The organism is Sporolactobacillus shoreicorticis (genome assembly GCF_024125445.1).
In the GTDB taxonomy this organism is placed as follows: Bacteria; Bacillota; Bacilli; order Bacillales; family Sporolactobacillaceae; genus Sporolactobacillus; species Sporolactobacillus shoreicorticis.
On sequence record NZ_JAMXWM010000001.1, the window covers coordinates 191,471 to 203,999 of the forward strand.

13 protein-coding genes and 2 pseudogenes are annotated in these 12,529 nt (G+C 43.7%); 11 read left to right on the forward strand and 4 right to left on the reverse strand.

Annotated features, from left to right (window positions below; all coding sequences use genetic code 11):
• Nucleotides 1-43: 43 nt before the first annotated feature.
• On the reverse strand, nucleotides 44-1,036 hold the full coding sequence (locus NIE88_RS00870) for an AraC family transcriptional regulator (RefSeq protein ID WP_253057812.1): 993 nt from the start codon (nucleotides 1,034-1,036) through the stop codon (nucleotides 44-46).
• Nucleotides 1,037-1,231: 195 nt separating this feature from the next.
• Between NIE88_RS00870 and NIE88_RS00875 the strand changes: the two genes are divergently transcribed.
• The 6 genes from NIE88_RS00875 (at nucleotide 1,232) to NIE88_RS00900 (ending at nucleotide 7,399) form a co-directional block, all read left to right on the forward strand.
• Nucleotides 1,232-2,518 carry an MFS transporter gene (locus NIE88_RS00875; protein WP_253057813.1) on the forward strand — a complete coding sequence of 429 codons (1,287 nt, stop codon included), beginning with the start codon at nucleotides 1,232-1,234 and terminating at the stop codon, nucleotides 2,516-2,518.
• A 50-nt stretch (nucleotides 2,519-2,568) separates the two neighbouring features.
• Nucleotides 2,569-4,023 (forward strand): rhamnulokinase, encoded by a 1,455-nt coding sequence (rhaB, locus tag NIE88_RS00880; protein ID WP_253057814.1) that lies wholly within the window; start codon nucleotides 2,569-2,571, stop codon nucleotides 4,021-4,023.
• A 5-nt stretch (nucleotides 4,024-4,028) separates the two neighbouring features.
• Nucleotides 4,029-4,343: an L-rhamnose mutarotase gene (gene rhaM, locus NIE88_RS00885; RefSeq protein WP_253057815.1), complete on the forward strand. Its 315-nt coding sequence runs from the start codon at nucleotides 4,029-4,031 to the stop codon at nucleotides 4,341-4,343.
• Nucleotides 4,344-4,377: 34 nt separating this feature from the next.
• Nucleotides 4,378-5,634 carry an L-rhamnose isomerase gene (locus NIE88_RS00890; RefSeq protein ID WP_253057816.1) on the forward strand — a complete coding sequence of 419 codons (1,257 nt, stop codon included), beginning with the start codon at nucleotides 4,378-4,380 and terminating at the stop codon, nucleotides 5,632-5,634.
• Nucleotides 5,635-5,657: 23 nt separating this feature from the next.
• Nucleotides 5,658-6,479, forward strand: a complete 822-nt coding sequence (gene rhaD, locus NIE88_RS00895) for a rhamnulose-1-phosphate aldolase (protein ID WP_253057817.1) — start codon at nucleotides 5,658-5,660, stop codon at nucleotides 6,477-6,479.
• Nucleotides 6,480-6,640: 161 nt separating this feature from the next.
• Entirely contained in the window at nucleotides 6,641-7,399 is a 759-nt protein-coding gene (locus NIE88_RS00900) for a DeoR/GlpR family DNA-binding transcription regulator (RefSeq protein ID WP_253057818.1), read from the forward strand.
• 250 nt (nucleotides 7,400-7,649) lie between these two features.
• Here the strand turns inward: NIE88_RS00900 and NIE88_RS22290 are convergent, their stop codons facing one another.
• Both NIE88_RS22290 and NIE88_RS22295 read right to left on the reverse strand, forming a co-directional pair.
• Nucleotides 7,650-7,778 (reverse strand): hypothetical protein, encoded by a 129-nt coding sequence (locus tag NIE88_RS22290; RefSeq protein WP_290446236.1) that lies wholly within the window; start codon nucleotides 7,776-7,778, stop codon nucleotides 7,650-7,652.
• Between the two features lie 702 nt (nucleotides 7,779-8,480).
• Entirely contained in the window at nucleotides 8,481-8,774 is a 294-nt protein-coding gene (locus NIE88_RS22295; RefSeq protein WP_290446237.1) for a MerR family transcriptional regulator, read from the reverse strand.
• A 25-nt stretch (nucleotides 8,775-8,799) separates the two neighbouring features.
• Between NIE88_RS22295 and NIE88_RS22690 the strand changes: the two are divergent.
• The 3 genes and pseudogenes from NIE88_RS22690 to NIE88_RS22700 all read left to right on the forward strand — a co-directional run.
• Nucleotides 8,800-9,290: pseudogene (locus tag NIE88_RS22690) on the forward strand (aldo/keto reductase); the annotation flags it as partial.
• Nucleotides 9,291-9,564: 274 nt separating this feature from the next.
• Entirely contained in the window at nucleotides 9,565-9,705 is a 141-nt protein-coding gene (locus tag NIE88_RS22695; RefSeq protein ID WP_373689384.1) for a transposase, read from the forward strand.
• Nucleotides 9,706-9,760: 55 nt separating this feature from the next.
• Nucleotides 9,761-9,970, forward strand: a complete 210-nt coding sequence (locus NIE88_RS22700; protein ID WP_373689390.1) for a transposase — start codon at nucleotides 9,761-9,763, stop codon at nucleotides 9,968-9,970.
• A 244-nt stretch (nucleotides 9,971-10,214) separates the two neighbouring features.
• Here NIE88_RS22700 and NIE88_RS00920 read toward each other — a convergent pair whose 3' ends face one another.
• Nucleotides 10,215-11,594, reverse strand: a complete 1,380-nt coding sequence (locus NIE88_RS00920) for an MATE family efflux transporter (RefSeq protein ID WP_253057820.1) — start codon at nucleotides 11,592-11,594, stop codon at nucleotides 10,215-10,217.
• 527 nt (nucleotides 11,595-12,121) lie between these two features.
• Here NIE88_RS00920 and NIE88_RS22705 point away from each other — a divergent pair.
• Nucleotides 12,122-12,354 (forward strand): annotated as a pseudogene (locus tag NIE88_RS22705) (beta-galactosidase).
• Nucleotides 12,312-12,476, forward strand: coding sequence for a hypothetical protein (locus NIE88_RS00935; RefSeq protein WP_253057975.1), 165 nt, complete (start codon nucleotides 12,312-12,314; stop codon nucleotides 12,474-12,476). Before NIE88_RS22705 ends, NIE88_RS00935 begins: the two are co-directional and overlap by 43 nt.
• Nucleotides 12,477-12,529: the final 53 nt, after the last annotated feature.

Sequence of the window (12,529 nt, forward strand, 5' to 3'; positions counted from 1 at the left end):
ACCGAAACCCATTTGTTTCAAATTGTGATCCACATTCTGGGATTTATTTGAATGAACGCTGCCTTCTTTTTTCTTCGCCGGGTAAATAGCCAAATCGATCTTTGAATACTTTGTAGAAATAGGTTTTATTAGAAAAACCGGATTCTTGAGCAATGTCACTGATTGGCAGGTCGGTCGTATTAAGAAGCAATCGCGCCTGGTAAAGCCGTCGTTTGATAATGAGCTGAGTGAACGTAATGCCCATTGTTTTTTTTATTAAATTACCAAGATAAGTTTTATTATAACCAAGCTGTGCTGCTGCCCTAGTTAGATTGAGATCCTTATAGTTATCTTCAATTAGTCGAAGTACGGGGACCATTTTTTCAGGCGTTTTGGCATTGCTTTTTTGTGTTTGATCGATTTCACGAGCAAGTGTTGTAAACAAAATTGGCAAATATAAACTGGAAATAGTGCTGGAATAAACTTCCGCAGCGTAGTACTCGTTAATTATATTCTTTATGATGGACTGAATTTTCTTGGACTCGCCGGCATCAAATAAAAAGTGTACCGCTGTATTTCCTCTGTTCAATGCCAAATCGAAAAGATATTGAATGAGTGGGCTGTGACTATTTTTCATCTGATTTAACCATTCAACGGTGACCACACGCCTGTTAAAAAGAATATTGATTAAAAGATCGTTTTCGCCTAATGGTTTGATCTCATGGCTTGTTCCGACTCCGATAAGCAGTAATTGCCCCTGTTTGAGCGTTATCGGCTTTCCATCAATAACCTGTTGACATGAACCGGACAGCATATAGTTTAATTCGGTGAATTGATGGGAGTGCAGAGGATAAGCGGCAAAGCGATTGTGTTTACTAATGTATAGATCCTGTTTCTTGAAGAAAAAGTTATTGAGAAACTCAAGTCGGTCATTGCTGATTCGAGTGGAGGAGAAAGGAATATCCGGAATATGAATGCCGTTTTCTTTTTGCTCTTTTTCGATAAGGGTTAAGTCTGATAATTTCTGCCTGATAATTTCTGAATTGCTTTTGTTCATATTTGTTTGCACCCGATTATGTTTATTTGATACTTATATTCTTTGATATTGTCATTGTATCATAAGTGAAAGCATTGTTTAATAATAAATGTAAGCGCTTGCCAAAAACGTTTGTTCATAAGACTAAATGTAAGAAATTTGAAACAAAATAGTTTAGATGGTTTCAGTGAAAAATTAGCTTAGGAGGAGAATATTATGAGTGGTTCCGCTGTTACAACAGAAAAGAAAAGCTGGAAAGCGACTGCGTCGGTGTCGCTGACCAATTATCTAGATTCGGGATGTATCGTTGCAGGTGCCAGTGGGCTGACATTGTGGGCGAATGAATTGAATTTGAACAGCTTGCAAGTAGGTCTTCTTGGCGCGATCAGTGCTAATGCGTTTGGTTCCGCGGTTGGCGCGTTGATTGGTGGGCGTCTGGCGGATAAATATGGACGCAAGTTCATTTATACGTACAACATGCTGGTTTATATGCTGGGTATCGCCACCATCATGTTTTCTTTTAATTTTCCAATGCTGCTTGCCGGATTTTTCGTTACAGGTATAGCAGTCGGTGTCGGCGTTCCGGCCTCTTGGACCTATATCTCTGAGATATCGGACGAGTCCAACCGGGCAAAACATATCGGTATTTCGCAATTCGCATGGTCGTGCGGTCCGGCGATTATTTTCACACTGGGCATTATTTTCTCGCCACTGGGTCTTTTGGGTAATCGAATCATTTTCGGTTCACTGTTTATCGTCGCACTCATCGCTTGGCTATTGCAGCGTCAGCTTAATGAGTCGAAGATTTGGATTGAGGATAAGAAAAAGCAGGCTGAGGCAACGGTTAAACAGGTTCATCCGTACAAACAGCTTTTTACAAATGTTATCAGTTTCAAATCATTGCTTTTCTTAGTCGGTGTCTATATGTTCTGGAATCTGGTTGCCGGAGCGATGGGTTTCTTCATGCCTTATGTTTATTCGACAGTTGGTGGCTTGACAAACCTTCAAGCAAACATGCTGCAGGCTGTGCTTTGGGTCATTACAGCAGTTGCAACCTACGCATTGTTTGTACCGCTTGGTGATAAAGTAAGCCAACGTGGCCTGTTCTTTGTCGGTGCGGCTTTGGCGGTGATTTCGTGGATGATTCTGACCTTCTTTGATATGAGCTGGCCAGCGCTTTGGGTATTCGTTATTGCTTGGGGCGTATCGGCAGGCATCAGTGCTCAGGCATTTTACGCATTGTGGGCAACAGAACTTTTCCCGACAAATGTGCGTGGGGCTTCTCAAGGTGTCATGTTCTTTGCGGTTCGCGGCAGTGCGGGTGTTTGGTCGATGATCTTTCCGACCATTTTGACAACACTTGGTTTTACGGTTGCCGGAACATTTATGATTGTTTTACTTTTGATTTCTCTCTTGATCGGCGTGATTTGGACACCGCAAACAAGAGGAAAAACATTGCAGCAAATTGTTGAAGAACGCTATGGTAAAAAAGTTAAAGCATAAATTGATTAGGATAATCTGAGTTTTGGATTTTGTTGAGAGGTGAGTGTTACATGAATGATTATATTGCAGTTGACATAGGAGCTTCCAGCGGTCGGTTAATACTGGGACGAATAAATAATCAGAAGAAATTGGTGCTGGAAGAGATTCATCGTTTCATCAACGGGTTTACGAAGGAAAACGGACATGATCGCTGGGCGATTGATCAGCTAATTCACGAGATTTTTATCGGACTTGAGAAGGCAAAAAGAATGGGTGTCAACAAGGCGAAGGTAGGAATTGATACGTGGGCGGTAGATTATGTGCTGGTTGGGATGGACGGGCGCAAGCTTCAAAACCCAATTAGTTATCGCGATCAACGAACACGACATGCGATTGAGGAGCTTACAGGCGATCTTTCAAAGGAATACATCTACAAAAAGACCGGTATTCAATTTCTTGAACTTAATACGCTGTATCAATTGTACAAAGAAAATAAAGAAGACTTGAAAAAAACAGATCGAATTATGATGATTCCCGACTATATCGGGTATGTGCTCACCGGAAACGCCGTCGCAGAAGTGACAAACGCGTCAACGACTCAGATGCTCAATTTGCGGGAGGGACTGTTTGATAAGGATTTGCTGGCAAAAGTGAATGTTTATCCGGAACAGTTCCCGCGGTTGGCCGAATCGGGTAGTGTTCTTGGCGCCATCCGGCATAAATGGCGTCTGGAGTATGATCTTCCCGATTGCGAAGTGATTACGGTTGCGACACATGATACGGCGTCGGCGGTTGTGGGAACACCGGGTGAAGGAGACGACTGGGCCTTTCTCAGTTCAGGTACATGGTCGCTTCTTGGCAAGGAACTGAATGTTCCGGAAAACGGTGCGGAAGCATTTAAAGAGAATTATACAAATGAATGGGGCGCGTACGGAACGTATCGTTTTCTGAAAAACATAATGGGGTTGTGGATTGTTCAGAGCATTCGCCGTGAACAAGATAACAAGTACTCATTTGCGGAGATGGCCGCGCAGGCCGAACAAGTTGAACCGTTTCAACAGTTTATCAACATCAATGATGATCGGTTCAGCAATCCGAAAAGTATGATTGACGAAATTCAGGCTTATTGTGAGGAAACACATCAAACGGTTCCTCAAACGACCGGTGAGTTAGTGGCTGCTGCTTACTGCAATCTCGCATTGTTTTACGCCAACGAATTGGAGAAGCTGGGGAAAATTGTCGGGCAACCAATTAAGGTGCTTCACATTGTTGGTGGCGGAAGTAATGTTGATTTCCTGAACCAGCTGACAAGCACGCTTTCAGGAATTACAGTTAAAGCCGGCCCATCCGAAGCGACTGCCGTGGGTAATTTGGCTGTGCAAATGATCAGCTCAGGAGATCTCTCTGATCTTGTCGAAGCACGAAAGCTGATCAACCAGTCATTTGAGATAAAGGCCTATACACCGCAGGATAATCAATATCCTGACGTATTGGCCAAATATCAAGCATTTATTCAAGGGAGGTGAACCGCATGCCTAGAATTGGACAAATCATGTACCTAAACAAAGACGTCTATGACGAGTATCAAAAACGCCATGCCAATTTGTGGCCGGAAATGAAGAAAGAATTGAAAGACCATGGCGCGACCAATTATTCCATTTTCCTCAACAAGGAAAACGGAGAACTGTTTGCCTATCTTGAAGTACCCGATGTTGCGAGCTATAACGAAATCGCAAACACCGACATCTGCAAGAAATGGTGGGCATACATGAAACCATTAATGAAAACCAATCTGGACAACAGTCCGGTAGCGTTGGACTTGCATGAGGTATTCCATCTCGATTAATTAGACCACTAAAACACGAAGGGAAGTTTTTTTAATGAGCGAAACGATTACAAAAAGCTACGAACTTGCTAAAGAGCGTTATGCGGAAATTGGTGTGGACACAGATAAAGCGATCAATGCATTAAAGAACGTAAAATTATCAATTCATTGCTGGCAAGGAGATGATGTCCTGGGTTTTCTGTTTCCGAATCAGGATCTGACCGGAGGCATTTCCGTCAGCGGCAATTATCCGGGTCGTGCGAAAACCGCAGATCAGTTAAGAAAGGATTTGAGTGAAGCACTGTCAGTGATCCCGGGCAAGCACAAAGTTCAGCTGCACAGCATTTATGCTGATACAGATGAAAAGGTAGATTTGAACGAACTGGAACCGAAGCATTTCCAATCATGGGTTGACTGGGCAAAACAAGAAGGTGTTGGGCTTGACATGAACGGCACTTTTTTCTCACATCCGAAGTCGGCGAGCGGATTTACCTTGGCCAGTGCTGATAAAGAAATTCGCGATTTTTGGATTGAGGTCGGCAAGGGCAGCCGCAAAATTGCCGAATATTTCGGTAAAGAACTCGGCCAGCAATCAGTGAACAACTTCTGGATCCCTGATGGCTATAAAGATAATCCGATTGACAAGTTGTCGCCGCGTCTACGTTTGGTTGAATCGCTCGATGAAATTTTGAAAGAAAAGATCGACGAAGCATACACAATTGAAGCAGTTGAAGGAAAACTGTTTGGAACTGGTGTTGAATCCTATACGGTTGGTTCACATGAGTTCTATGAAGCCTATGCGCTGACCCGTGGCAAGCTATGGACGATTGACGCCGGGCACTTTCACCCAACCGAAGATGTATCGGATAAATTTTCGGCATTCCTGCCATTCGGAAAGGGCCTGATGCTGCATGTTTCCCGTCCGGTTCGCTGGGACAGTGACCATGTGGTTATCTTTGATGATGCGCTGACCCGCATTGCACGCGCGCTCGTTCGTGATGACCTTCTGGATAAAACGAACATCGGACTTGACTTCTTCGACGCGACGATTAATCGTTTGGCCGCATGGGTTGTTGGTTCACGCTCTACCTTAAAAGCATTACTGCAAGCATTCTTGGCACCGATTAACGATTTGAAAAAAGCGGAGCTTGAAGGCAATTATACAATGCGTTTGGCTGTCACCGAAGAATTGAAATCCTATCCATTCGGCGCAGTTTGGGATTACTACTGCCAGGAAAGCGGTGTACCGGTAGGAACGGAATGGCTCAAGGAAATTGTCGCTTATGAAAAAGACGTTCTACTAAAAAGATAATCATATCAGGAGGGGCAAAGATTATGAGTAAATTTATCAATTCACCATTTGTTCAGGAACTGTCAAAAATTACTTTTCGGTTATACGATCATGGATGGGATGAACGTAATGGTGGCAATGTCAGTTATCGACTGACAGAGGAGGAAGTTACACCTTATGAAGACACGAAAAAGGTTTTGAAGACAATTCCAATTGATTTTGACGGTAAAGATCTGGCCGGTATGTACTTTTTAGTCACAGGAACGGGCCGCTACTTTAAAAACGTGATTGACTTTCCAGAACGTGATGCAGGTTTGGTACGCATTGCCGATGATGGAAAAAGTGTGGATCTCCTTTGGGGTTTCAATGACGGCGGACGGCCGACGAGTGAATTTCCAACACATTTGATGGGCCATAAAACACGGTTAAAAATGAACCCAGATCAGCGTGTGATTATGCACTGCCATCCGACGAATCTGATTGCGATGACGTTTACTCAGAAGCTTGATGAAAGGGAAATCACACGAATTCTGTGGAAGATGCAGACCGAATCCCTCGTTGTCTTTCCTGAAGGAGTGGGTATTCTTCCGTGGATGGTTCCTGGAACGACGACGATTGGCGAAGCGACTGCCGCGAAACTGGAACACTTCGGTTCGGTAATCTGGCCGCAGCATGGTTTGTTCGCTTCCGGAAGCTCGATTGACGAGGCCTTCGGTTTAATTGAAACGATTGAAAAGGCGGCACAGATTTGGTCGATCATCCAGCAGCAGGGCGGGAAGATCGAACAGACAATCACAGATAAGGATTTGAGTGATTTGGCTAAGGCCTTTCATGTAACGCCTCGAGAAGGATATTTGGACGTTTAAAGTAATTACAGTTCATGATTTGAACCAAAGGTAACCTCGTTCTGAAAGGGATGGGGTTACTTTTTTTCTCATTTTATTCTGTATTGTTGCTTGTTTCCTAGGTTCATTATAAAATGAGCAGGTCAACAAGCAAATTCATTTAAGCAGACAGGGGGTATCATATGCTTGCTTTTGAACGTTATGCCGGAATCAAAAGTGAACTTACAAAAAACAAGAAAGTGTTTGTCTCAGAGCTGGCAGTCTTGTTTGATGTGACAGAAGAGACCATTCGTCGTGATTTGGAAAAAATGGAGAAAGAAGGGTTTTGTACACGAATTTACGGCGGTGCTTTTTTAAACACGCATACGAATGAAGAGGTTTCCTATAAAGAACGGAATACATTGAACCAGAAAGAAAAGCACTATATAGCTCGCAGAGTTTCCCATCTTATTAAAGACGGCGATTCTTTAGTTGTTGATTCATCCTCGACAGGACTTGCTGTCGTTCATGAATTGTATAAACAGAAGAAGAATTTGACCATACTGACAAACTCAATTGAAGCGCTGCGTCTTGGTTCGACGAATGATCAGAAAATGATTTCGACGGGCGGGATTCTCAGACCCTTTTCATTTTCACTGGTTGGTCCTGAAGCGATTGACACGGTGAAAAAATATAATGTCGATACGGCGATTCTTGGTTGTAAGGGAGTCACTATGGAACGGGGAATTACGGAATCGAACAATTTTGACGCGGAGGTGAAACGATTAATGATCAGGCAGGCGAGTAAACTAATTGTTGTTGCCGATCATGACAAGTTTGAACAGATTGCGCTGATGAATCTACTTCCGCTGGAAAAAATCGATTATCTTGTTACGGATCGAAAACCTAGTGATAAATGGCTTATTTTCACGCGAGAAAATCAAATTGAATTAATTTATTAATTCCGGATGTACATACGAACGCTGTGTGTCTGGGATCAGGGTCGGCCGATATGACGGATAAAACGAAGGCAGGTAGCTGCTGAAAGAATCCAGGCGACTCATTTATTCTTGCAATCCATCAAAGAAAAAATTATCATACCCGATACTGCTGAGAAATAGTGCACTAAGAGAAACACACCCATTAAGCCGACGAGTAGACCGATAATTGTCGAAATAACCGGAAGACCGGCTACAACAAAACTGGCAAAGGTCACACCAGAATAAACAATGCAATAATGCCGTATACTTCAGAGATTTCGGCAGTATCGATTTTGGTGATGGTTACCGTGTCGGTAAACTCTGTCTGAATACCTGCTTTTTTGGTGACTCTGATCGCCATCGGATTTGCTGCCAGGAATTCTTTCTCTAACAGCTTGTTTGCCTTTACAGATTCCCTACCGGAAAGCGACCTATTGTCATTGAACTTTCGCCTTACTGGATACCAATCGCTGCAAAAAGAATCAGAACGACAAATACGCACGCAATGACTCTTTTTCGGTAATCAACGATCCACATCCCTAGTTGATAAAGCCCCTTGCCCGTCTTTTAAAAACTCCCAGAATGATTCTTACAAGAATTGAATGAGCATGATCCTGAAGATCAGTAAGGACAGTTTATCGATGCAAGGTAAATTAGAAGTAACCAGAGGCGATATTCTCTTTTTATATGGTGAGCATGTTGCATAGATCCCCATTCAAGGACCGATTTCTGAGTGGAAAACAGCGGGGACTAGGCGAAATCAGATGAACGGTTAAAAATATATTACATGGAACGAAAAAATCTCAACAGATTCATGAAGACATCCATCTACAATGCTCAAAAAAACTTTTTTCTGTAGTCGTCCAGTGGGGAGCGCTCTCCATGCAATGAGGGCGATTTTGATATCGTCGTAGTTAATGAAGTTTTTTTTTTACATGTACTAAATCTGTTTGAAGCTGCGTGAGCTGTTTTGTAATTTGCCGCTGTTGCTCGTTCAATAGACTAAGTATGTCATCGATATGTTCCCGGCTCATGTTCTTCATAGGTAAAGAACGTCTGCAGTTTAAAAATCGATAAGTCGGTTCTTTTTAAGACAGCAAATGGTTCTGAAACGATGAATTTGTTTCTCTTCATAAACGCGCTGACCGACGACAGCTCGACGGATGTTGGTCAAAATATTCATGTCCTCGTAGTAATGCAGTGTCGATGCGGGTAGATGGAACATCTCTGAGACATTCTTGATTGTGTAAACATTTATTGCATGCGCTCTCGTAAAATAAGATAACCTGTTGACTTCAAGTATACTTGAAGTGATATCTTCTGTTATAAAGAAAGAGAGATGATGACGATGTATCATGGCACCCGATAATCGATATGATTGAATGACCTACGCTTATTGCGGCAACAGCGGACTGAAACTGCCGGTTGTGTCACTGGGCTTCTGGCATAGTTTCGGTGATACGGCGGAATACGGACGAATGGAAACGCTATGTTTTACGGCTTTTGATCATGGAATCATGCATTTTGATTTGACCAATAATTATGGACTGAAAGCGGGAAGCGCAGAAAAAAATTTGGGAAGAATCTTGAAGGAAAATTTTAAACCCTATCGAGATGAGCTGATCATGAGCACGAAAGCGGGCTATGAGATGTGGGACGGTCCTTATAGGAAACTGGGGAAGTAAAAATATCTTCTGTCCAGCGTGGATCAAAATCTGAAACGGCTGGAGCTTGATTATGTTTACGTCTTTTACCATCATCGGATGGACCCGGAAAAACGCTGGAAGAGACGATGGGTGCACTTGATCAGGCGATAAAGAGCGGAAAGGCTTTGTATGCCAGGCTTTCTAATTACGACGGAGCGGTGACCAGCGTTCTCATTGGGGCGTCAAAGAAGTAGCAGATACTGAATAATCTAAAAAAGTGATAGACAGTTCGCCTTTTACGATGGAGGAATTAGAAAAGATCGATACGATTGTTTTAAGGTAAAGCAAAGAGCGTTCTCTTCATATTGTCTATTTTTCGTCATGCATACTCATCGTTACTTTCTTTAGACGGTATCTGCTTTTAGCCTTAGCTTTTCGTGCCCATACTTTTTACAGAGGTGAAAAGTATGGACGGTTATCAAAAAAGTGGTCATGCGATCTATGGATATTAAGTATCATGTGATCTGGGTGACAAAATATCGATATAAAGTATTGCGGGGTCAGATTGCTGTTCAGTTACGAGAACTTATCTGGCAGGGCTGTGAGGCTAGAGGGATCACAATTTTGTGGGAGTGCAGGTAAAGAGCATATTCACTTGCTGATCTCCTGTCCGCCCAGTCTGGATTCGAGTAAAGTCATGCAGTACCTAAAAAGGACGGACGTTCATTCATCTAGGTTATTACAAGATAAATTTCCAGAACTGAAAAAACGGTGCTTGGGACAGCACTTATGGTCCAGAGATTATTTTTATGCAACGGTCGGCACCGTGACCGATGAAATCATCCGTACTTATTTTGCCAACCAATCAAATAAAATCAAGGACAACATTTTTAAGATTAATGACTGAGTTCAGTCAAAATTCAGTGTGCATGAGCACAAAACCTTTCAGAAGATTTCAGTCTTGAGTGGCGACTTTTAAGTCGCAGACATTTATGTCTGAACTCACCTGCTTTAGCTGGGGGTCGTTTAGCCTTGGCGGATCGCCGTCTCATGTATTCATTCTGCACGGTCAGCGCGTTGCTGGACACCGTCTGCCTGTACAACAATGCGAAAGTTCTTCTGCAAACCAAGTAGAAAAATAAGTTTTATGCTCAGTATGCCTCAGGCTGCGGCTGATGTGTTTTATAAGCTGGCTGGCTGGCTTCCCGTGCTTTGAGTTTACGGCTGACCGAGATGTATGAGCCGATGAGTATAAGCAAGCCACCGCACCATGCCAGCGGATTGGCGAGACTGGCGCCGGCAAATCCCCAGAACTTTATCAGAAAAGTAACTGCGAATGAACGCATGAACAGTTCGATCAGTCCGGAAAGCGTAGGTAAAAAGCTGTGACCGAGCCCCTGCAGCGTGTAACGTATAATCAGCAGTAGAGAAAGCAGCGCGTACATCGTGCTGTTACACAGAAAATAAATTTGCGCCAAATGGACGATACCAGGCTGCTCGCCTCCGACAAATAAATAGCACAGAGGAATCGCGAAGGTAATGATCAATACACCGATGACAACACTCAGTACACAAGAAAGCGCCATCGCCTGATGAACGCCTTTGCGGATGCGCGCATACTGGCGGGCACCTAAATTCTGTGCGGCATAGGTGGCCATCGTGATTCCGAAGGACAACGAGATCTGCGTGGCTAAGAAATCGATACGTCCTGCTGTTGTATAAGCGGCAACCGCATTTGATCCCAATGTGTTTAACATGACTTGAACAATAATCGCTCCGATTGAAATGATCGATGTCTGGAATCCCATCGGCAAACCAAGCTGGAGATGTGGCTTGACTTCCCGAAAAAGATGCGCAAAATCGCTGCGCGACAACGTAAGTTCTGGAACGAACCTTTTGATGAAGTGCAGACACCAGAGGGCGGACAGTCCCTGCGCCGCAACCGACGCATAGCCGGCACCGGCGACGCCCATATGAAAGAACAGAATGAAAATAAAGTCAAAAACAATGTTGACAACACAGGCAAGTGCCAGAAAAATAAGCGGTGCCCGGCTGTTGCCCAGAGAGCGCAGGGCGTTATTAAAAAGATTGTACAAAACGGTAACGCTGATCCCCCAGAAGCAGGCAACGATAAACTTTTGCGCATCGTCAATGATGTCGTAAGGCGTTTGCATCAGCACGAGTATCGGACGGGCAAAGAGAACGCCGATCAATGTCAGGATCAGGGAAACGATGGTGCTGATGATAATATTGACCGCAAAACTACGCTTAACACCAGAATAATCGTCGGCACCGTGGCGGCGTGCTGTTAAAATGGTTAGTCCAGCTGTCATCCCCTGTGCGAATCCAATAATTAATGCAAATAAACTATCTGTCGCACCGACGGCGGCTAAAGCACGAATACTGATGGTGCGGCCCACGATGATTGTATCGGCAACGTTGTAAAGCTGCTGAAAAAGATTTCCGATAAGAAGCGGGATCGTGAACATTATTATTTTTTTAATCGGACTCCCCTTTGTTAAATCCCACATGAAACACACACCCCAATTTAAGCAGTAAGACTATCATACATCAGGTTGCACGATTTGTGTATTGGCTGATTGCACATGGGTAAGTCAAGTGATTATGGGTCCCACTTAAGTATAAAATGATTTTTGTTAATTACTCTGAGCGATCTGTACGATTTCTGGCTCTGACTTGGATCAAATCCCTCTTTTTACCAATGAGGGAAGACTTTTCCCTTACTTCTTTTTGCGTTAAAAATCAGTAGCCAGCTAAGTCTTTCAAGGCCTGATAAATCGGCGTCCCAGCAGAGCGTTTCAGATATGGCGGTGCCTCGGTCAGAGTTTGAGCTGCGGCCTTTTGACACGCCTTTTTTGGCAGAATCCGGGTAGCAGACAGAGGCTCCTGCCTGTCAGGGGAATCGAGGCAGATCACCAATGTTCGTTCGGTAAGCCATTCTTTCATGCGCTGAGTAGCTGCTGCAGGTGATCATAGCCTTCATCGCCCCAACTCCGGTGATATTTCATTCGCCTTTCCATGAAACTTATCACAGATTATGAATAAAGCGACGGTTAATGTTTTTTCGTGGGCACAACTGCAGCCGAGCGAGAATGAATATGACTTTTCAGCACTGGATGAGATCATTCGTGTGTTAAGACAGCAGCATGGATGGCGAAGAAATACCGGGATGTTGAGCGAACCGATTTTTACGGTAGGCATCACCGTTTCGGTGAGCGTCATAATGCATGCCCGAATTCACCGACATTCAGAAATACAGTGCGCGTTTAGCGGGCAGGCTTGCCGAACGTTACGGCCATCTGGATGAAGTGGTTTGTGGCATATTTCAAATGAATACGGCGGTTCGTTTATTGATAACAAAGGACGTGCGACAAGTGGCGAAAAGATCGTGACCTTTTCGTTGGAGGATGCAGCATTTCTCAGGTTTGAAAATGGGAATGTCGAT

Bases quoted from the DNA above. Each gene is read 5' to 3' on its own strand.
- NIE88_RS00870 (WP_253057812.1), bottom strand. From the start codon at position 1,036: ATGAACAAAAGCAATTCAGAAATTATCAGGCAGAAATTATCAGACTTA.
- NIE88_RS00875 (WP_253057813.1), top strand. From the start codon at position 1,232: ATGAGTGGTTCCGCTGTTACAACAGAAAAGAAAAGCTGGAAAGCGACT.
- rhaB (WP_253057814.1), top strand. From the start codon at position 2,569: ATGAATGATTATATTGCAGTTGACATAGGAGCTTCCAGCGGTCGGTTA.
- rhaM (WP_253057815.1), top strand. From the start codon at position 4,029: ATGCCTAGAATTGGACAAATCATGTACCTAAACAAAGACGTCTATGAC.
- NIE88_RS00890 (WP_253057816.1), top strand. From the start codon at position 4,378: ATGAGCGAAACGATTACAAAAAGCTACGAACTTGCTAAAGAGCGTTAT.
- rhaD (WP_253057817.1), top strand. From the start codon at position 5,658: ATGAGTAAATTTATCAATTCACCATTTGTTCAGGAACTGTCAAAAATT.
- NIE88_RS00900 (WP_253057818.1), top strand. From the start codon at position 6,641: ATGCTTGCTTTTGAACGTTATGCCGGAATCAAAAGTGAACTTACAAAA.
- NIE88_RS22290 (WP_290446236.1), bottom strand. From the start codon at position 7,778: ATGGCGATCAGAGTCACCAAAAAAGCAGGTATTCAGACAGAGTTTACC.
- NIE88_RS22295 (WP_290446237.1), bottom strand. From the start codon at position 8,774: ATGATACATCGTCATCATCTCTCTTTCTTTATAACAGAAGATATCACT.
- NIE88_RS22695 (WP_373689384.1), top strand. From the start codon at position 9,565: ATGGATATTAAGTATCATGTGATCTGGGTGACAAAATATCGATATAAA.
- NIE88_RS22700 (WP_373689390.1), top strand. From the start codon at position 9,761: ATGCAGTACCTAAAAAGGACGGACGTTCATTCATCTAGGTTATTACAA.
- NIE88_RS00920 (WP_253057820.1), bottom strand. From the start codon at position 11,594: ATGTGGGATTTAACAAAGGGGAGTCCGATTAAAAAAATAATAATGTTC.
- NIE88_RS00935 (WP_253057975.1), top strand. From the start codon at position 12,312: ATGCCCGAATTCACCGACATTCAGAAATACAGTGCGCGTTTAGCGGGC.